Origin of the sequence: Pseudoalteromonas sp. SCSIO 43088 (assembly GCF_023650795.1) — a bacterium.
Classification (GTDB): Bacteria; Pseudomonadota; Gammaproteobacteria; order Enterobacterales; family Alteromonadaceae; genus Pseudoalteromonas; species Pseudoalteromonas shioyasakiensis.
Map to the genome: position 1 here is coordinate 1,536,895 of NZ_CP072675.1, position 20,230 is coordinate 1,557,124.

General features: G+C 41.1%; 17 protein-coding genes and 1 pseudogene. 13 read left to right on the forward strand and 5 right to left on the reverse strand.

What is annotated here, in order from left to right; genetic code table 11:
* The first annotated feature begins 21 nt into the window (after positions 1 to 21).
* From pheS to ihfA, 3 genes are read left to right on the forward strand one after another with little or no spacing between them, the layout of a single operon-like run.
* Positions 22 to 1,002 (forward strand): phenylalanine--tRNA ligase subunit alpha, encoded by a 981-nt coding sequence (gene pheS, locus J8Z28_RS07060; protein WP_054552893.1) that lies wholly within the window; start codon positions 22 to 24, stop codon positions 1,000 to 1,002.
* 15 nt (positions 1,003 to 1,017) lie between these two features.
* Positions 1,018 to 3,405, forward strand: coding sequence for a phenylalanine--tRNA ligase subunit beta (gene pheT / locus J8Z28_RS07065; protein WP_250660145.1), 2,388 nt, complete (start codon positions 1,018 to 1,020; stop codon positions 3,403 to 3,405).
* 2 nt (positions 3,406 to 3,407) lie between these two features.
* The gene (gene ihfA, locus J8Z28_RS07070) at positions 3,408 to 3,707 is read left to right on the forward strand and encodes an integration host factor subunit alpha (protein WP_002960690.1); all 300 of its coding nucleotides are present in this window, start codon (positions 3,408 to 3,410) and stop codon (positions 3,705 to 3,707) included.
* A gap of 64 nt (positions 3,708 to 3,771) precedes the next feature.
* Here ihfA and J8Z28_RS07075 read toward each other — a convergent pair whose 3' ends face one another.
* Entirely contained in the window at positions 3,772 to 4,578 is an 807-nt protein-coding gene (locus J8Z28_RS07075) for a DUF2989 domain-containing protein (protein WP_055021158.1), read from the reverse strand.
* A gap of 174 nt (positions 4,579 to 4,752) precedes the next feature.
* Here J8Z28_RS07075 and J8Z28_RS07080 point away from each other — a divergent pair, with 174 nt between their 5' ends.
* The 9 genes from J8Z28_RS07080 to ccoG all read left to right on the forward strand — a co-directional run bounded on the left by J8Z28_RS07080 (position 4,753) and on the right by ccoG (position 16,409).
* Complete coding sequence (locus J8Z28_RS07080; RefSeq protein WP_054561210.1) at positions 4,753 to 6,195, forward strand: glyceraldehyde-3-phosphate dehydrogenase; 1,443 nt, start codon at positions 4,753 to 4,755, stop codon at positions 6,193 to 6,195.
* A 202-nt stretch (positions 6,196 to 6,397) separates the two neighbouring features.
* Positions 6,398 to 7,525 (forward strand): M14 family metallopeptidase, encoded by a 1,128-nt coding sequence (locus tag J8Z28_RS07085; protein WP_054561211.1) that lies wholly within the window; start codon positions 6,398 to 6,400, stop codon positions 7,523 to 7,525.
* 285 nt (positions 7,526 to 7,810) lie between these two features.
* The gene (locus tag J8Z28_RS07090; protein ID WP_054561212.1) at positions 7,811 to 9,313 is read left to right on the forward strand and encodes an alanine/glycine:cation symporter family protein; all 1,503 of its coding nucleotides are present in this window, start codon (positions 7,811 to 7,813) and stop codon (positions 9,311 to 9,313) included.
* Between the two features lie 151 nt (positions 9,314 to 9,464).
* On the forward strand, positions 9,465 to 9,791 hold the full coding sequence (locus J8Z28_RS07095; protein WP_054553080.1) for a hypothetical protein: 327 nt from the start codon (positions 9,465 to 9,467) through the stop codon (positions 9,789 to 9,791).
* Between the two features lies 1 nt (position 9,792).
* The gene (locus tag J8Z28_RS07100; protein WP_054561213.1) at positions 9,793 to 10,074 is read left to right on the forward strand and encodes a YeaC family protein; all 282 of its coding nucleotides are present in this window, start codon (positions 9,793 to 9,795) and stop codon (positions 10,072 to 10,074) included.
* Positions 10,064 to 12,745 (forward strand): DUF349 domain-containing protein, encoded by a 2,682-nt coding sequence (locus tag J8Z28_RS07105; RefSeq protein ID WP_250660146.1) that lies wholly within the window; start codon positions 10,064 to 10,066, stop codon positions 12,743 to 12,745. Before J8Z28_RS07100 ends, J8Z28_RS07105 begins: the two co-directional genes overlap by 11 nt.
* Positions 12,746 to 12,799: 54 nt before the next feature.
* Entirely contained in the window at positions 12,800 to 13,357 is a 558-nt protein-coding gene (locus J8Z28_RS07110) for a YceB family lipoprotein (protein WP_054561215.1), read from the forward strand.
* A 111-nt stretch (positions 13,358 to 13,468) separates the two neighbouring features.
* On the forward strand, positions 13,469 to 14,875 hold the full coding sequence (locus J8Z28_RS07115) for a sigma-54 interaction domain-containing protein (protein ID WP_054561216.1): 1,407 nt from the start codon (positions 13,469 to 13,471) through the stop codon (positions 14,873 to 14,875).
* A gap of 151 nt (positions 14,876 to 15,026) precedes the next feature.
* The gene (gene ccoG, locus J8Z28_RS07120; protein ID WP_250660147.1) at positions 15,027 to 16,409 is read left to right on the forward strand and encodes a cytochrome c oxidase accessory protein CcoG; all 1,383 of its coding nucleotides are present in this window, start codon (positions 15,027 to 15,029) and stop codon (positions 16,407 to 16,409) included.
* Between the two features lie 37 nt (positions 16,410 to 16,446).
* Here ccoG and J8Z28_RS07125 read toward each other — a convergent pair whose 3' ends face one another.
* The 3 genes from J8Z28_RS07125 to J8Z28_RS07135 form a co-directional block, all read right to left on the reverse strand.
* Positions 16,447 to 16,863: a hypothetical protein gene (locus J8Z28_RS07125; RefSeq protein ID WP_054561218.1), complete on the reverse strand. Its 417-nt coding sequence runs from the start codon at positions 16,861 to 16,863 to the stop codon at positions 16,447 to 16,449.
* A gap of 185 nt (positions 16,864 to 17,048) precedes the next feature.
* A complete protein-coding gene (locus J8Z28_RS07130) occupies positions 17,049 to 17,954 on the reverse strand; it encodes a M14 family metallopeptidase (RefSeq protein ID WP_250660148.1) in 906 nt (301 codons plus the stop codon).
* Positions 17,955 to 18,017: 63 nt separating this feature from the next.
* Positions 18,018 to 18,608, reverse strand: coding sequence for a hypothetical protein (locus J8Z28_RS07135; RefSeq protein ID WP_250660149.1), 591 nt, complete (start codon positions 18,606 to 18,608; stop codon positions 18,018 to 18,020).
* Between the two features lie 152 nt (positions 18,609 to 18,760).
* Here J8Z28_RS07135 and J8Z28_RS07140 point away from each other — a divergent pair.
* Positions 18,761 to 19,799: pseudogene (locus J8Z28_RS07140) on the forward strand (AI-2E family transporter).
* Positions 19,800 to 19,846: 47 nt separating this feature from the next.
* On the opposite strand, the gene J8Z28_RS07145 reads toward J8Z28_RS07140, so the two are convergent.
* Positions 19,847 to 20,086, reverse strand: a complete 240-nt coding sequence (locus J8Z28_RS07145) for a hypothetical protein (protein ID WP_250660150.1) — start codon at positions 20,084 to 20,086, stop codon at positions 19,847 to 19,849.
* Positions 20,087 to 20,230: the final 144 nt, after the last annotated feature.

Consider the following 20,230-nt stretch of genomic DNA (forward strand, 5'->3'; position numbering starts at 1 on the left):
CTGTGAAAGACCAGGTACTCAATGAACTTAGAAAATATTTTAGCGCAAGCACTTGAGGCAGTCGCCAGTGCGAATGAAATCGCGCAACTAGAAGATATCAGGGTTAATTACCTTGGTAAAAAAGGTGAAATCACCAGCTTACTTAAAACGCTAGGCAAGATTGCCCCTGAAGAGCGTAAAGAAGCGGGTCAAGTGATTAACCAAGCAAAACAAGAAGTACAAACAGCCATTAACGAAAAGCGTGAGTTACTAGCAAGTAAGGCTCTTGAAGAGAAACTAGCTGCAGAAACGATCGACGTAACTTTACCGGGTCGTGTTATGCCAACAGGTGGCTTACACCCAGTAACTCGTACTATTGAACGTATTGAAAGCTTTTTTGGTGAGTTAGGTTTTGCGGTTAAATCAGGTCCTGAAGTTGAAGATGATTTTCATAACTTCGATGCGCTAAATATTCCTGAGCACCACCCAGCGCGAGCTGATCACGATACTTTCTATTTCAACCCTAAGCTTGTGTTACGTACACAAACTAGTGGCGTACAAATCCGTACTATGGAAACCGAGCAGCCACCACTACGTATCATTTCACCAGGTCGTGTTTATCGTAACGATTATGACCAAACACACACGCCAATGTTCCACCAAGTGGAAGGCTTAATGGTTGATACAGATGTAAGCTTCACTGAGTTAAAAGGTATTCTGCACGACTTTTTACGTAACTTCTTTGAAGAAGATATGGAAATTCGTTTCCGTCCTTCTTACTTCCCATTTACTGAACCATCAGCTGAGGTTGATGTTATGGGTAAAAACGGCAAGTGGTTAGAGGTATTAGGCTGTGGCATGGTTCACCCTAACGTTCTTAAATCAGTGGGTATTGATCCAGAAAAATACACAGGCTTCGCATTCGGTATGGGTGTAGAGCGCTTGACTATGTTGCGTTACGGCGTAAATGACTTACGTGCATTTTTCGAAAACGATTTAAAATTCCTAAACCAGTTCCGTTAAGAGTGAAGATATAAAATGAAATTTAGTGAAAAGTGGTTAAGAGAGTGGGTTAACCCAGCAATCGACACACAGGCTCTTTCGGAACAGTTATCAATGGCTGGTCTTGAAGTTGACGGTGTTGAGCCTGCAGCAGCAGAGTTCACAGGCGTTGTTGTTGGTGAAGTTGTTGAGTGTGGTCAACACCCAGATGCTGATAAATTACGTGTAACTAAAGTAAACGTAGGTGGTGATGAGCTACTTGATATCGTGTGTGGTGCACCTAACTGTCGTCAAGGTTTAAAAGTAGCTGTTGCGACAGTTGGCGCTGTATTACCTGGCGACTTCAAAATTAAAAAAGCCAAACTTCGTGGTCAACCTTCACACGGTATGCTGTGCGCATTCGTTGAGTTAGGTATCAGCGAAGAAGGTGATGGCATCATGGAATTACCAAGTGATGCACCAATCGGTACAGATTTACGTGAGTACTTAAGCCTAGACGACAACATTATTGATGTTGACTTAACACCTAACCGTGGTGATTGCCTAGGTATTAAAGGCCTAGCGCGTGAAGTAGGCGTACTTAACAGTGTTGATGTAAACACACTTGAAATCGCACCAGTTGCTGCAACGATTGATGACAAAGTATCGATTGAGCTTGTGAATGATGAAGCCTGTCCTCGTTATTTAGGTCGTGTAATTAAAGGTATTAACCTTGATGCAGAAACACCACTTTGGATGGTAGAGAAGCTTCGTCGCAGTGGTATTCGCTCAATTGACCCAGTTGTTGATGTAACAAACTACGTGTTATTAGAGCTAGGTCACCCAATGCACGCATTTGATTTAAATGCAATTGAAGCTGGTATTAAAGTACGTAGCGCAAACGCGGGTGAAGAGTTAGTTCTGTTAGATGGCAACACAGCTAAACTAAACGAGTCTACGCTTGTTATTGCTGATCACAACAAAGCGCTTGCTATTGCAGGTATTTTTGGTGGTGAAAAATCAGGTGTAACTGAAGCAACATCAGATATTTTATTAGAAAGTGCGTTCTTTAACCCTGTCGCTATTGCTGGTCAAGCACGTAGCTACGGTTTACACACTGATGCGTCACACCGTTACGAGCGTGGTGTCGATTTTGCACTGCAAAAAGATGCAATGGAACGTGCGACAGCATTACTTCTTGAGATTGTTGGCGGTGAAGCAGGCCCAGTTGTTGAAGCAGTCGCAACTGACAAATTACCAAAAGTAACAGAAGTACGTTTACGTCGAGAGCGTTTAGACCGTGTTATTGGCCACCACATTGATGATGCAAAAGTAACTGACATCCTAACGCGTTTAGGTTTAGACGTGAAAATTGTTGATGGTGTATGGAGTGCTGACGTACCTAGCTATCGCTTTGATATTCGTATCGAAGAAGATTTAATTGAAGAAGTTGCGCGTGTTTACGGCTATAACAGTATTCCTAACGTTGCACCAACTGCCAAATTAAAAATGACTAACCATGACGAGTCACATGTTGCGGTTACTAAATTCCGCAATACGCTTGTTACTCGTGGTTACCAAGAAGCAATTACTTACAGCTTCGTTGATCCAAAAGCACAAGCAATTTTACACCCGCAAAGTGATGCGCTTGTATTGCCACACCCAATTTCGGTTGAAATGTCGGCAATGCGCGTGAGCTTGATGCCGGGTCTATTAGCGTCTCTAGTTTATAATCAAAACCGTCAGCAACCACGTGTACGCTTATTTGAGCACGGCTTAAAATTCTTACGTGACGAAAATGCTGAAAACGGTGTAAACCAAGTTGCTGTCATTGGTGGTGTAATCTCAGGTCTTGCACACGGTGAACATTGGGTTCAAGAGAAGCGTAGCGTTGATTTCTATGATTTAAAAGGTGATGTTGAAGCACTTTTAGCGATTAGCAATGATTCATCACGTTTTGAGATAAAAGCAGAGCAGTCTGATGGCTTACACCCAGGCCAATCAGCCGTTATTTATGTTGATGGTAAAAAAGTAGGTTTCTTTGGTGCAGTGCACCCACAGGTGCAAAAGTCACTAGATATCAACAACACAGCATTTGTGTTTGAAATCGAAATGTCTGCACTAGAAAAAAGAAAATTACCAGAAGCAGTGGCAGTGTCGAAATTCCCGTCAAACCGCCGTGATATCGCGATTTTAGTGGAAGATCACGTAAAATCTGGCGATATTTTAAATGTCATAGAAAAAGTTGGCGGAAATCAATTGGTTGACCTAAACTTATTCGATGTGTATAAGGGCAAAGGTATTGAGCCAAATTATAAGAGTTTGGCGATTGCTCTAACACTGCAAGCGGTTGATAGAACGCTCGAAGAGAAAGATATCAATCAAGTAGTTGATAATGTGGTGGCCGCACTGGCCGAACAATTTAACGCATCGTTGAGGGACTAGATATGGCGCTTACTAAAGCCGACATAGCTGAACACCTATTTGAAAAACTCGGGATCAATAAAAAAGATGCCAAAGATTTAGTTGAAGCGTTTTTTGAAGAAATCCGCTCAGCGCTAGAAAAAGGCGAGCAGGTTAAGCTCTCTGGATTTGGTAACTTTGATCTTCGAGACAAGAAAGAACGTCCAGGCCGCAATCCGAAAACAGGTGAAGATATTCCTATTTCGGCGCGCAGAGTTGTGACTTTTAGACCAGGTCAAAAGCTAAAAACTCGTGTAGAAGTTGGCACAAGCAAAGCAAAATAAGAAAAGGCAGCGTTAGCTGCCTTTTTTATTTGTCTGAGCACTGCACATTAGCGAGTTGGAATTATCAAAACCCGCGTGGTGATACGAAGCTTCCTTCTTGGATACTGTCGTAGGTTTTTTGTGCTAAATCATCTAAGCTGTCTAGGCTTTTGCCTGCGGCAGCGAGTTGATGCTCAATAGGTAAAATATCGACATCTTCATACCCTGATAATTGTGCTACACGTGCAAAGGTGTAGGCATGTTTATACTTTTCGTGTTTGTAGAATAAGCTCACAAGAGTAGGGTAGATCTCAGGATTGGGTGCTTCACCTGCTTTATTTAACTCTAGCGTTTTGTAGAGCAAATCAATGGTTTTTTCATCATCAAACTTCACGTAGTAGCTTGCCAAGAAAAACTGCATTTCGGCATCTTCAGTCACCCGTTTATCTTGCTTTTCTTCCAGGGCGAGCAATTTAGTTAACGCAGATTGGTCGTTATTACGCGACCAATGGTAATACAATAAACCTGGGTGGTCAGTATTTTTGGTATCTTGAAAAATTCGAGTCATTTCTTTGATGCTTGTTAAATGACCTTCAACACGAGACGTGGTTTTTTCTTTTAGTTTTATGTGCTCAATCTTGGCGGCAAGCGATACACATTGATCGTATTTCTCAAAGTCTTTTAATAACTGGTATTTGTTTTCGTCTGTTGGTGACTTATATTCAACATAACGTTGAATGATGACCTCGGCACGTTGCTCTTTACAGTGACTGTCTTTATTTAAATCACTGCAGAAGCCAGGTGTTTCGTCGCACACTTTCGCTAGTGTAAGCGGATCTTCACAGCCTGCTAATGCCAATAAACCAAGCAACACGCTTGCTCTTAATAACATTCCTTAACCTCTACTTAATTTGTACTACTTTATTCTAGCGCAATGATTTGTTCTGTAACAGTGGAGAATCGTTCGAGTTTAAATTAGAATACCCCTGCCTGAGATGTGTTGCTCTCAAATCACAACACATTTTTTAAGGCTATCCGTTCAAAATTGTTTAATTAGGTAAAAAAAATGACCTCATCTCACGAGTTAGAATACACAAGCAGCTGGCAAGAACGTCAAGATTACGCAGAAAGTATGCAACCTATTATTGGTAGACTTTACCGTAATCGTGGTATCGAAATCGCTGTATATGGCCGTCCTCTCGTTAATGCCAGTACAATCGATATCATCAAAGCACACAAAACAGTTGCTCAGTTTGAAGGTACAAAACTACGTTTACGTGAAAGCTTCCCTTTCTTAGAAGCAATTAGCAAAATGGACTTAAACTCAGCACGTATCGATATTGGTAAACTAGCGTATGGTTATTTGTTTAACGATGCTGCGAAAGGTCGCTCAGTTGAAGAATACTTAACTGACGAACTAGCAGAAATCGCAAACTCAGAGCGCAAAGAGCCACGTGATGTTGTGTTATACGGTTTCGGTCGTATCGGTCGTTTATTAGCTCGTCTATTAATCGAAAAGTCAGGTCCTTATGCAGACCTACGTTTACGTGCAATCGTTGTACGTGGCGGTAAAGACGGCGACTTAGAAAAGCGTGCAAGCTTACTTCGCCGTGACTCTATCCACGGTCCATTCAATGGCTCAATCACAATTGATAAAGAGCGCAATGCAATTAAAGCTAACGGTAGCTACATTCAAGTTATCTATGCTAACTCTCCTAGCGAAGTTGATTACACAGCTTACGGCATCGAGAATGCACTTGTTGTTGATAACACAGGTATCTGGAAAGACGAAGCAGGCCTTGGCCAGCACTTAGAAGCAAAAGGCGCAGCAAAAGTATTATTAACTGCACCAGCTAAAGGTAACATCAAAAACATCGTATACGGTGTAAACAACCAAGATATCAAATCTGAAGATAAGATTGTCTGTGCAGCAAGCTGTACAACCAATGCTATTACCCCTACGTTAAAAGCACTTAACGATAAGTTTGGTATCAAAAACGGTCACGTTGAAACAGTTCACTCTTACACAAATGACCAAAACTTAATTGATAACTACCACAAAGCTGAGCGTCGTGGCCGTGCTGCTGCACTTAACATGGTTATCACTTCAACAGGTGCTGCAAAAGCGGTTTCTAAAGCTTTACCTGAGCTTGAAGGTAAACTAACTGGTAACGCTATCCGTGTTCCTACGCCAAACGTATCAATGGCTATCTTGAACTTAAATCTTGAAAAAGGTACAACTGTTGAAGAACTAAATGCGTTCTTACGTGAAACAGCACTTCATTCAGACCTTCGTGATCAAATCGATTACACAGCGTCTACTGAAATCGTATCGACTGACTTAGTAGGTAGCCGTTACGCAGGTGTTGTTGATTCACAAGCGACAATCGTAGATGACAACCGCGTTGTACTTTACGTTTGGTACGATAATGAGTTTGGTTATAGCTGTCAGGTAGTACGCTGTATGCGTGATATGGCTGAAGTAACTTTCCCAAGCTTACCTCGCTAATACCTAAGTTATAAAGAATCTAGAAGCCAGCATTATGCTGGCTTTTTTAGTCGTGAAAGTTTTTGCAAATTTTCAGCATGTGATAGGCTGTTAAGGGTCTACACCATATTACTAACAAAACGTTCTAACTACAGAGCGTTGACTTAATTCTTAACTAACAAGCGAATAGCTAAGAATTATTTTTAACCAATAGGTTTATAGAATGAAAATCACCAGCAATTTTGACAGTGGTAATATCAAGGTTATTGAAGCCGTTGATCCACTGAATATTCAATTAGAAATCAATAAAGACAATCAGTCTGATTTTTTCCAGTGGTTTCACTTTCGTCTTGAAACAACTGCGTTTCAAAACCATAAATTACACATTAATAACCTAGAGAACTCAGCATACCCTGATGGCTGGGAAGGTTATCATGCGGTTGCATCATACGACCGTCAAACTTGGTTCCGTGTACCATCAGAGTACGCAAACGGCACACTATCATTTGAAGTAGAGCCTGAGTGTAGCAGCATGTACTTTGCTTACTTTGCGCCATACAGCTATGACCGTCACTTAGATTTACTTGCATGGGCACAAAGCCAGCATGCTTGTGAATTAGAAACATTAGGCGAAACCCTTGATGGTCGTGACATGAGTGTTTTACGTGTGGGTATTCCTAGCAGTGAGAAGAAAAAAATCTGGATCACGGCGCGCCAGCACCCAGGCGAAACTATGGCTGAGTGGTACGTTGAAGGTTTACTTCATAAATTACTTGATGATGAAGACCCACATGCAGCGGCACTATTATCTAAAGCGGTATTCTACATCGTGCCAAATATGAACCCAGATGGCAGTGTGCGTGGTCACCTTCGTACTAACGCTAAAGGCGTTAACTTGAACCGTGAATGGCAAACACCGAGCATGGAAAATAGCCCTGAAGTTTTCTTAGTGCTTAACAAAATGCGTGAAACGGGCCTTGATATGCACTTAGATATTCATGGTGACGAAGCAATTCCTTATAACTTTGTTGCGGGTAGTGAAGGTATCCCAGGCTACGATGATCGCTTAAAAGAGTTAGAAGATAGTTTTAAAGCTGCGCTTTTAACTGTGACGCCTGAGTTCCAAGACGAACATGGTTATCCAAAAGATGAGCCGGGCCAGGCTAACCTAACTGTCGGTTCTTCTGCTGTCGCGCATGAATTTAATGCATTAGCTTACACGGTAGAGATGCCATTTAAAGATAACGATGATTTACCAGATCCAGATTACGGCTGGTCAGACCGTCGCTCGTATCAATTTGGTCAAGATACGTTAGCGGCTATCGTTAACGTGGTTGATAAATTAAGATAACGAACCTTACGGGCATCAGCAAAACTGATGCCCGTAATTGTATCTGTTGACTGAAAAATGACGGTGTAGAGCAGGATGCATCAAATGTAAACGAGGTAGGTACATTTAGCATATTGAAAATTAACTGTTAACAAACTTGGTGGGTTTAAGTTAATATTCAATATGTTCAGCTGTGAAGTAACAAAATCTCATTTTTATTTCTCACAGTCATCGTGTCGCGCATTCTCACAAGCTCACGCTGAGTATCGTAACTAACAATAAAAAATATAATCATAGAGGATATCCATGGAAGCTTTAGTAAGCGCCGTTAATGACATAATTTGGAGTAGTGCACTCATTTATTTATGTCTAGGTGCAGGTCTGTTTTATTCCGTTTTAACCCGATTCGCACAAGTTAGACATTTTAAAGAAATGTGTAAATTATTGCTTAGCTCTAATAATTCAGATACGGGTATTTCTTCCTTCCAAGCACTTGCTGTATCGTTATCAGGCCGTGTAGGTGTCGGTAATATTGCCGGGGTTGCTGCAGCAATCGGCTTTGGTGGTCCAGGGGCGATTTTTTGGATGTGGATAGTTGCGTTCCTTGGCGCAAGTACTGCGTATGCCGAGTCAACTCTTGGTCAGATTTATAAATCAGAAGAAGATGGTCAATATCGCGGTGGTCCAGCATTTTACTTCGACCGCTGCTTACAGCAAAAGTGGTTAGCCGTATTATTTGCAGTATCGGCGATTATTGCTTGTGGTGTGTTCCTTCCGGGCGTTCAAGCGAATGCGGTAGGTAATGCATTCACACAAGTTTTTGGTGAAGGCACATTGGTTAGCACCAGCTTTGGTGAAGTAGGTAGCTTTAAGCTTGTTGCTCTTGCAATCATCTTAATTGTGCTTGCATTTATCATCTTTGGTGGCATTAAACGTATCGCAAACTTCACACAAATCGTGGTGCCATTTATGGCACTAGGTTACATCGTGTTAGCTTTAATCGTGGTGTTCTTAAACCTAGATAAAGTGCCAGGTATCTTCTCAATGATCTTATCTGATGCATTCACCGCGCAAGCAGGCTTTGGTGCTGCTATTGGTTGGGGTGTTAAACGTGGTATTTACTCAAACGAAGCAGGTCAAGGTACGGGTCCACATGCAGCATCAGCTGCTGAAGTTGATCACCCAGCTCAACAAGGTTTAGTGCAAGCATTTTCTGTTTATGTTGATACCATTTTTGTTTGTACAGCAACGGCGTTAATGATTCTAATCACTAAACAATACAACATTGTGGGTGAGTTACCTGCAGGTCAATTCATTGTGCAAAACGTTGATGCTGCAACAGAAGTAGGCTCTGCTGCTTTCACACAAATGGCATTATTTAGTGTATTTGGTGGCTTTGGTGAAGCATTCGTTGGTATTGCTTTATTCTTCTTCGCATTTACCACAATTCTTGCTTATTACTATATTGCTGAAACGAACGTTGCTTACTTAAACCGTTATTTCAAAGGCAATATTCCACTGGTTATTGTTAAGCTAGTCATCATGTTTATGGTTGCTTACGGCATGGTAAACAGCTCTGGTTATATCTGGAATATTGGTGATATTGGCGTAGGCTTAATGGCCTGGATCAACATTGTCGGTATTTTGGCTATTTTCTTTGTCGCAAAACCTGCCCTTAACTGCTTACGTGATTACGAAGATCAAAAGAAAGCCGGTGGCGAAATCACTTTTGATCCAGTTAAATTAGGCATTAAAAATGCGACTTTCTGGGAAAAGCGTCTAGCTGAAAAGGCGAAACAGAAACAATAAATCAGGTTTTTGAGTTTTTGTAGTGAATTTAGTTGTGCAGGTTTTCGAATCTTCACAAATGAATGAAATTCAAATAAGACATCGACTCATAAAACAAGTACAATAAAGGGCGCCTAAAGGCGCCTTTTTTATGCGTAGTATGGAGAAAGATATGGCGATTATTAGTTGCCCGCAGTGTGCAAAATCAATATCTGACAAACATAAGCAATGCCCGCATTGTGAATGCCAAGTCACCGATCTAAGCAATGAGCAATTGCAGCAAATGCAAAAAGAAACGCGCATTCGTAGACAACAAAAGTTTATGAATCAGTCTTTCCTCGCACTGATTTTATTTTTAGGGGGCTTTTTCTGTTATTACTTTATGCACCCCGAAGCAAAGTCTCTTGAGTGGTATGCCTATACATCGGCAATGGCAGTAGGTTTTGTGTGGTATCTTGTAAGCCGCATCTATTTAGTTGTTTTAAAAAAGAAAAAGTAACATGAATATTGATCACATCGTTAAAAATATCACCCCAGAAGTATTTGAACGTCTTCAGTATGGTGCCTCAACGGGTAAGTGGCCTGACGGCACTCCTTTGTCTGAAGAACAAAAACAACAAACCGTTCAACTCGTGATGCTTTATCAAGCTAAAGTTTCGCAAAGCAATGAGCAGTTTACCATTGGCGCAAATGGTGAAATGGTGCAAAAGAGCAAAGCTCAATTGCAAAAAGAATTCGCATCAGAAAATGAAATAGCTAGGTTTAGTGAAAATGATCTTTAAACACCTGTTTACTCCAAAGTGGAAGCATCCTAAAAACCAAGTGCGTTTAGCTGCGGTAGAACGTCTTGATACAGAGCGTGACCTTAGCATCTTAAATAGCATTGCCCTTGAAGACAGCTCAGCTGAGATCCGCAAAAAAGCATTAAACAAAGTGAACGATATTGTTTTATGGTGGCAAGCATACAAGCAAGACCAAGCACTTAAAGACGTTGCAGAACAGCATATTAACCAAGCGGTTTTAAATACCGATAGCCAGCTAGATGCAAATATCAAAAATGAATTTATTGAGCGTTATGCACCAGTCAAAACTCTTGAGAAACTCGCCTTTGCAGAAAAAGAACTTCAAGTTCGCGTTAAGTTATTAAAGCGTTTAGCAAACCCAAGCTTAATTGATAAAGCTTTTAAAGAAGGCCGTGAAGAGCTGCAATTGCAACTTGTTGAGCTTGTGATTAATCATCAACTTGCTAAATCACTATTAAAACATGCAAAAGGTGAGGCACACACACAACTGGCGACTCATCTTGACAATGAACGCTTAGCGATAGAAATGCCTGCCAAAGTAGAAGCTGATACACGTGTAGTATTAGCAAAGCTTAATGCGCTTCGTGATAAAAATGACTTTCAGTTAGTGTCGATGCAACATGCTGAGTTATTACAGCAGTGGCAAGCTATCGAACTAAAATGGCTGAGCGATGAGCAAGTAAGCACGTTAGATAAGAAATATTCAGCGATTACGCAAAAGCTTGAATCTCATATTGCAGTTTTAAGTAAAGAGCATGAAGCAACGCAGCAAGCGTTAGCTGAACAACAACGTCAGGTATTAGCACTGGCAAGTCTTGAAGCAATTGGCGAAGAAATTGAAAATGCATTGCAATTAGGCTTAGAAACGCCAGAGCAAATTCAGCAAGATTGGCTCGAGGCAAAAGTTGCAGAGGCAAAAGATGCGTTAGCAGAGGCGAACTTATCTGAGAACAAACATGTTAGTGATGTAAAACTGCACTTAACAAATTTATTTAACCAAGTCGAACAGTTACCGCAACTGGTTAGTGCTATTGCTGAGTTTAAAGAGGCATTTGATCAATTAAATATCGTTGCGACAACCGAAGACGAAAGCGAGTTTGACGGGCTAAAACAGCAGTTTGAGCAACAGCAAAAATTAGCACGCAAAAAGCTGGCAAGTATTCCTAGTCGTTTACAGGGTCGCTTTAAAGCCAATTTAGCTGAAGTAGTAAACAGCTGGCAGCAAGCGATGGCACCGCTGACGAATAAGTTTGAGAAAAATCAACAAACAGCGAAGCGTAAAGCTCGTGATGTAAAACGCTTAATTGACCAAGGTCGCTTTAATGTTGCCTTTGGTGTGTTTAAAGGTTTTGAAGAGCTATACGCAACACTTACAGACTATTACAAGCAGCCATTAAATAGCTTGAAAGCTGATTTAGAAGCGCAATTAGCAGAAGCAAAAGATTGGCAAAAATACGCATCAGCGCCAAAGCGTGAGGCATTACTTGTTGAAGTAAATGAACTTGTTGCAACCGAGTGCACTGACCCTAAACAACGCGCAGAGCAAGTTAAACAGTTACGTCGTCGTTGGAATGAGTTAGGGCGTTTAGATACTGATGCAGAAAAGCAACAAGGTGAGTTATTCGATCAACAAATTGAATTACTGTTTGCGCCGTGTCGTGAGTATTTCGCAGAGCAAGAGCAACAACGTGAGCAAGCTAAAGCACAGCGCGTTGAAATAATCTCGCAAATGCAGCAGTTAACAGATCTTGATACCTCTTCTGATGAGTTTGATTGGAAGCAGTTTGAAAGCAAGTTTAACCGTACCGCTAAAGCGTGGCGCTCTGCAGGTAACGTCGATCCTAAAACATATCGTGAACTACAAGCGCAATTTAAAGCTGTGCAATCACAAGTTCAAGGTCAACTTGCTGCATTTCATAAAGCAAATGCTGAGCAAAAAGCTGTACTTGTTGAGCAAGCAACACAGTTATCGCAAAGCGATGATTTAGCTGCTGCGTGCCAAGAGCTAAAAGCACTTCAACAAACATGGCAGACTATTGGCTTTGCTGGAATGAAAGCTGAAAACACTTTATGGCAGCAATTCAGACGAGTTAATGACGACACCTTTGCTAAGCGCAGTGCCGAGTTTGAACAGCAAAAGCAAGTTCAGCAACAAAATGACGAAGTTGCCGCAGAGCAATTAAGTGAGCTTGAGTCTGCACTTGAGACCGTGGTGCACCTTGCACAGCTTAAAGATTTAACAGTGAAGCTTGCAGAGCTTGAGTACTCAAAAGCATTATCGGCACGCGTGACTCAGTTAGAGGCAGCGATTAGCGCAAAAACAGCGCAGATCAGTAAGCAAGCAGAGCAGTCTAAGTTAACGGCTTTATTTGCTGCTCTTGAGAGCCACAGTGAACTGCCTTCACAGTTTCAAGCTTCATTAACAACTAGGCTAAACGCTGCGCAGCTGTTAACTCGTATCGAAATTCTGGCAGGCGTAGAATCGGCCGATAGTCAGTTACGTATGACAGAGCAAGTTGCGATGTTAGATGATAAACACCGTGGTGAGCACGCAGATGTTTATTATTACTTAAAGCAATTACTTGCAGTCAGTGAGGGTTCAGTTTCAGCTGACACACTAGCAAGGCTTAAAGCAATATTTGCAATTTAACGAATAAAACCGCTTTTTAAAGCGGTTTTTTTCCGTGTGTTTTTGAGGAAAACAATGAGAATTTTATTACTACTTACCTGTTTATTTTTAGGAGCATGTAAAAGTACAGACCAAGGGATGTCTGTTTACTCGTTTACCAATTCTGAGATTGAAGCAGCACTTGCTAATCAATTACCAAAACTAAGTGAACAGATTAAGCTGATGGGCTTACCAGTTGATTTTGCAGTAAACGACCTGAGTGTCAATGTTGGCCCAGATAAGCGTGATGTGGTGGTTTTAGGAGCTGATTCTAGTGCTGTTATCAAAGCGTTTGCGCTTAAGTATCCAGTACGCTTAAAACTACAAATTGAAGGCAGCCCATTTTATGACAGCGAGAAAAAAGCGGTCTTTTTACGTAATGTAAAACTGGTTGATACAACAATCGACACCGCGGGTTTTAAGGGCAGCTTAAACTTATTAGATGACCAAGCAATGCAAGTGATTAACGGCTTTTTAGCGGTTAACCCTGTCTATAAGCTAAATATGAACGACCCTAAAGTCGCACTGTTGAGCAAACTACCATTAGATATGAAAGTATCTCAGGGTGAAATTATTTTAGTGCCCACACTGTAAAACTATTTGATATTTTAAAGCGGCTTCTAGCCGCTTTTTTTGTAATTGCTTGTTAAGCATGTTCAACCTTGTCATAATTGCTCGTGATATTTCGCGAATTGAGTGGTAGCTATGATCAAGGAATTTTTAAACGACCCCACATTACTGCTAAATGCCGTAGGTGAAGGTATTTATGGCTTCGATTTATCGGGTAATGCAGTTTTTGTAAACCCTGCTGCGGAGCGCATGACAGGCTGGAAAGCAGACGAACTCCTTGGCAAAAAAATACATCAATATCATCATCACACTCGTAAAGATGGCTCACCATACCCGGCGGATGAATGCCAAATATATTGCACTATGTTCGATGGCAAACACCGTCATGTAAACGATGAAGTATTCTGGCGTAAAGATGGAAGCTATTTTGCTGTTGAGTATACTTCAACGCCAGTTTATAAAAATGGTGCCTTGATTGGGGCAGTCGCGATTTTTCGCGATGTATCCAAACAACAGCAAACAGAAGTGGCGTTGCGTGATGCCTTAGCACAAGTTCAGCACTTATCTGAGCAGCTACAAGCTGAAAATGCTTACCTGATTTCAGAGTTAAATGAAGATTGGCAAGACTCTGGCTTAGTTGGGCAAAGTCATTCATTTCAAAGTATGCTCGAGCAAATTACCTTGGTAAGCCAAACCAATAGTACGGTTTTGATTTTAGGTGAAAACGGCACGGGTAAAGAGCTGGTGGCACGAAACCTTCACCGCTTGAGCAATCGTGCTGAGCAACCTTTCATAAAAGTAAACTGCGCGGCGTTTTCCGCCAACTTAATTGAGTCTGAGTTATTTGGTCATGAGAAAGGGGCGTTTACTGGCGCTAATGAACGCAGAAAAGGGCGTTTTGAACTGGCTGATAAAGGCACTTTATTTTTAGATGAAGTGGCAGAGCTGCCATTAGAGGCGCAAAGTAAATTACTGCGGGTCCTACAAGAGCAAGAGTTTGAGCGTGTCGGTGGTAGTCAGACTTTAAAAGTCGATATCCGAGTGTTAGCTGCAACAAATCGTAACTTGTGGCAAATGGTTGAGCAGGGTAGCTTTCGAATGGACTTGTATTATCGCCTAAATGTGTTTCCTATTCGTGTGCCTGCGCTTCGTGAACGCAAGGAAGATATTCCACTACTTGCAGCAAATATTATTACGCAGTTAAACAAGCGCTTAGGTAAACAGTTAAAAGGGCTAAGCAAAGCAACACTCACTAAATTGGCTAATTATGATTGGCCAGGTAATATTCGTGAGCTACAAAATATCCTTGAGCGTGAAGCTATTTTGTCTAAGCAAGCTGTATTACAGCTGTCTGCACCTTTGAGTAACGAGCAATCAAATGAGCAGGTGGTTTCTCTTGATGCTGTACAAAAGCAGCATATTTGTGAGGTGCTAAAACGCTGTAACGGGCAAATATCAGGTGAAAATGGTGCTGCAACCTTGCTGGGCCTGCCAGAAAGTACCCTTAGATCAAAGATGAAAAAGCTAGCGATAAAGCGTTGATTCGTGATATACCGCGAGCATTCGCGATATATCGTGCTTTTGAATGTAAAAATATAAATTTAACCATTTAATATCAATGACTTACTTTTAATTTGTGTTGGCCTGATTGTTGCTCTGTCAGGTTATTACCGACACAAAAGTAAGTAGCAAAATGAAATTTGATATTAAAGAGCAAGACTTAATCATCAAGCCCTACAACCAAGAAGGGCCAATTTATATTCGTGAGCAAAAGGGGTATTTCCAACGTATCCGCCGTTACTTAGGCTGGGTGCTAATGCTGACGTTCATCGCCATTCCGTGGATCCCCTATGATGGCCGTCAAGCTGTTTTACTCGACGTAGCCAGCCAAAAATTTACTTTATTTGGCTTAACGTTATTACCACAAGATTTTATGATCTTAGCCATGTTATTTATGACAGGGGCGTTTGCTTTGTTTTTCGTCACTAACTGGTTAGGTCGTGTCTGGTGTGGTTACACTTGCCCACAAACAATTTGGATGCTGATGTTTACTTGGGTCGAACATAAAGTGGAAGGTAACCGTAATCAGCGTATTAAACTTGATAAAGCTGATTGGTCAGTGAGTAAATGGCAAAAGAAAATCACTAAGCATGCAGCTTGGCTGTTGATCTCTTTGCTTACATCTATGTCATTTATGGCTTATTTCATCCCTGCTAAGTCTCTATACATGAGCTTATTTACCTTAGAAATGTCTGGGATCGTCAGCTTTTGGGTATTCCTGTTTGCTTTTTGTACCTATGGCAATGCGGGATTCTTACGTGAAAAAATGTGTACTGTCGCATGCCCTTATTCACGTTTTCAATCAGTAATGTTTGATAAAGACACGTTAGTTGTTACCTACGATCAAGCGCGAGGGGAGTCTCGTGGTGCGCGTAAACGTAAAGCCGATCCTAAAGAGTTAGGCTTAGGTGACTGCGTAGACTGTAACCTATGTGTTGAAGTATGCCCAGCCGGTATCGATATTCGTAATGGCTTGCAGTATGAATGCATAAACTGTGGCTTATGTATTGATGCGTGCGATAGCACGATGGAAAAATTCAACTATCAAAAAGGCCTGATCAGGTACGCCTCTGAAAAACAAATGGAAGGCAAAACGACCAATCCATTTAGGTTAAAACTGCTTGGCTATGGTGGTTTAACAGCGCTGTTTGTCGTTGGCATGGTTGTGTGGATGGCAATACGTACACCTATTGAGGCTTCTGTCATTCGTGACCGTAATGCCCTGTACCGTGTAAATTTTGAAGGCTTAGTAGAAAACCCATATACCTTATCAATTATCAACAAAACACAGCATAGCTTGAGCTATTCAATTGGCATCAGTGGTATTGAAGAAGCAAGCTTACAAGTGCCTGAAACGATAACTGTTGAGGCAGGTCAGATGAAGCGTGTGCCTGTCACTGTGGTTGCAGATGGCTACGAGCTGAAATCAAAAGTAACGCCTATCAGTTTTCACATTCAAGCATTAGAAGATGCTGATATCGCAATAACTAAAGAAACTAAGTTTTACCGAGATTAACCTCAATCACGGCTCCAGAAACGAAAATGGCTTGTTTTTAACAAGCCATTTCTGCAAATTCGAGCTGCTTAAGCACATAAGCCTTAGCGCTGTCTAAATCATCAAATAAACAGTCCATTATTTGAATCGGTGATTGCGCTTGTGCAATGATGCGTTTCATCTGATTAAGCACAATAGACGAGCTAAACATATAAGCGGTGGCTATACAGTTAGTGCCTTGCAGAGCACGAAATAAATGCGTGAAACCACGTTCAGCATCAGGGGTGGTAGCAAGTAATTGGGTAGAATGACTAATATATGCCCACGGCTTTCCAGCTAAAGCAGAAATATGCTTTTTTAAATCGACTGCAAAGTCATTGACCAAACGTGCGTTAATATTACCAGAAAATTGCCCAATAATAATTGGACCATCAGTGATGATACTGACACTGCCATAGTGATTCTTAAATTCCAATTTGCTTCCCTTTTGAATTAAAAAGAGCGCGAATTTTATACAATTCTATGTATGTGTCTAGTTATTTAGTATACAAATTTCAAAAAACATAACTTTTTCATTAAATTTATATATGTGTAAATTTTATCTAGTTATTTAAGGTTGGGGTGGATAAATCATTCACCCCAGATTTAAAATATAACTAACTATTTGTTAACAGTATAGTTCAAAGCACCGGTAATTGAGGCTACTTGTGCATCAATACAAATGTCGTCATTTGCCTGTGGGCTATCAGGGTAAACCTCTGTTGTTGTGACATATTCTGCATCGGTTAAGCCCATACATAACCCCAGTTTTTTCGCTTGGTAATTAATCACACCAAATTGAGTTTGTGGCACACCAATCAACTGGTTATTCTCATCACTTGGTGCGATGTGGGTTACTTTCTCAACTGATTTTATAATCGCTGTTTGAAATGCATCATGCGGACGCTCACTATCAGCGACAAGATAAAAGCCATCAGGAATGTTCCAGTTATCATGGGTCGTTGCATCACGTGCTGCTAGAGCAGGGCGAAACTCACTATTATCAGTGTCTGTCGTTTCATGTAGGTCAATATGCACATAAGGTGCAATAGCGTTGTCGGCTAAATACTGCATAATTGCTGCAGACTCTTCAGCTGGGCTATCTGCATAGAATGAGCGATTTGGATCCGTGGCATTTGGATTCCAGCGGTTAATCGTTTCATAACCCCAAGGGCTGATACACGGAGCCACTAAAATATTAAAGTCAGCAAAGTAGTCTTTGGCACTTCTCTTAGCAAACGCTAAAGCACCATGCACACCACTTGTTTCATAACCATGAACACCACCGGTAACCAGCACAACCGGTTTATTAGCTTGCCATTGCTTGCTCTTTAAAATGTAAAGTGGGTATTTGTCGCTGTCGTAACTCAATGCGCCATATTGCTCAATATTGAAATCGCTTGATAAAGAGTTTAGTTGCGATACAACATCATCTAAATAGCTACGCTTTACTGACTGTAATTCAAACCATGCTTTCTTATCTGCGTCGTTCCACGGTTTACCTGGGGTTCCAATAGGGTAACTCATAAAATACCTTGTTGTGACTTGCTGCAAAACGCCAAGCTTAGCTAAGCTGTTAAGCTACTGCAACTAGATAAGCTCAGTAGTAAAGTTACCTTGCTCGTACAGCTTTGCATGATGGTGCTTATGGGTCTCAAATAAGTATTTACGCAGTGCATCTTCACCCTGACACACTTTCACTATTTTTCCGGCAATCCCTTTACTGGTCGTTCGTATTAGCTTTACGCTAAGGATAACGTGTTCTTCACTAGGTAAATTAAATGCCAACAGTATCTCTTTATTAAGATCGGGTGATTGACGCTTCGGCTTGAGTAACACGCCCGTACTTGATAAAGACAATATTTGAAATTGTTCGGTGTGTATTTCAAGATCTGGCGTACGCCAGCTGCGTTCGATGCCTTTGGTATCTATTACTTCTGGTGCGCTAAGTACAGGGATCAGTTGGCCATTCTCGTCCTTGCTAAATTCAAGCGGAAACCACAACTGATAAATCCCTACTTCAGCCAGTAGTGTCAGTTTGGCATTGGTAAGTAAACCATTTAATTTATCAGGCAAATTAAGCCTAACAGACATTTTTGTATCGGTTGGATCGCCATCAGTCCGTTCAGCCTCGAATAAACGGTTGAAAAAAGAGATTTCTTGTTCGGATAAATGTGCCATATAAAGCTCCTTTTAAAGCACGCTTACTTATATGTATCATAAATTGTTCAAATTATGCACGTATAATGAGCATTAATTGTGCCAGCTGCTTTGTGATTTCTTTTGCGGCGTATTTCACTTACACTGATAAAAAAACTAACAAGGATTTTATTTTGTCGAGCCTGACTGGTGTAAATAAAAGTTTAGTGATATTTGCCGCTTTAGTCGTTGTTTTAGCGGGTATTAAAGCCGCAAGTGTGATTGTTATCCCATTTGTGTTGGCAGCCTTTATTGCCATTATTTGTAATCCCTTAATTCGTTTCTTTGCCAAATACGGTATCCCTAAAGGGATTGCTGTTGTGTTTGTTATGTTGATGATTGTTGGTGTAGGGATAAGCCTTGCCGGATTGGTTGGGCAATCGATGACCGATTTCTCTGAAAAGCTGCCTGAGTACAAAGCACAACTAAAAGAAGAATTTGTCTGGGTGGTTAATGTTGCAGCGAGTTATAACATCCTGATTGATAAAGAACAGATTATTTCTTTATTCGATCCGGGCAAAATGATTGATGTTGCAACCAACATGCTCACAGGCCTCGGTGGCGTGATGGCTAACCTGTTTTTGATCATCCTAACCGTGGTGTTCATGTTGTTTGAAGGACCTATGCTGAGTAAAAAAGTGCATTTAGCACTGGATGATCCTGAAATGAAAATGCAGCAGGTTGACCGATTCTTAGATTCAATTAATTCTTATCTGGCTATTAAAACGCTGGTTAGCTTAGGCACAGGTATGCTTGCAGGCTTTATGCTTTGGGCACTTGATGTTGATTACTTTGTACTTTGGGGTGTAGTGGCGTTCATGCTTAATTATATCCCTAACATTGGCTCTATCATTGCTGCGGTGCCTCCTGTGTTACTTGCTTTGATCACTCAAGGCCCACTGGTTGCAGGGTTTATTGCTGGTGGTTATTTAGTTATAAACACGGTGATGGGTAATATCGTCGAGCCGCGTTTTATGGGGAAAAGGGCTGGGTTTATCGACGCTGGTGGTGTTTTTATCCTTGATTTTTTGGGGCTGGCTGATGGGGACCGTGGGTATGCTGTTATCAGTTCCATTGACCATGATAGTTAAAATAGCCTTAGAGACTAGTCAAGAAGGGCGATGGCTTGCTACCTTGCTTGGCAATGGCGAAGAGCTAAAACTTGAAGATTAAAAAAGGCGCTTAAGCGCCTTTTTACTTTTCAATATGTTTATGTGTTATCACTTTAGAGGTCGCTGTAAAACCTGCACATGGTTTTTTAGGATCTCAATTTCACATTGCTTGTAGGCAATAGCGGCTCTCGTACCATTTGGCATTTTTTGTAAATAACGCCAACGACAGCTGTCTTCTAAATAACGTTCTTGGTTCTTGATGCTGCGATTAAAAATCGGTAGCAATTGGCTGTTACCGGTATCTTCTTTAATTTTCTCAAGATCCATAGTGAGCTTATTAATCCACATCTTTTGGTCACGCTGAATATCGGCGATAACTTGATCTAGACATTGAATATAGCGTTTTGTGTCATCGGTATTGTTGCTCGCAAGCTCACACGTTTGTTCTGCTTGAGCCTGCGATGCACTTGCAATTAAAGCTAAAAAGCTGCC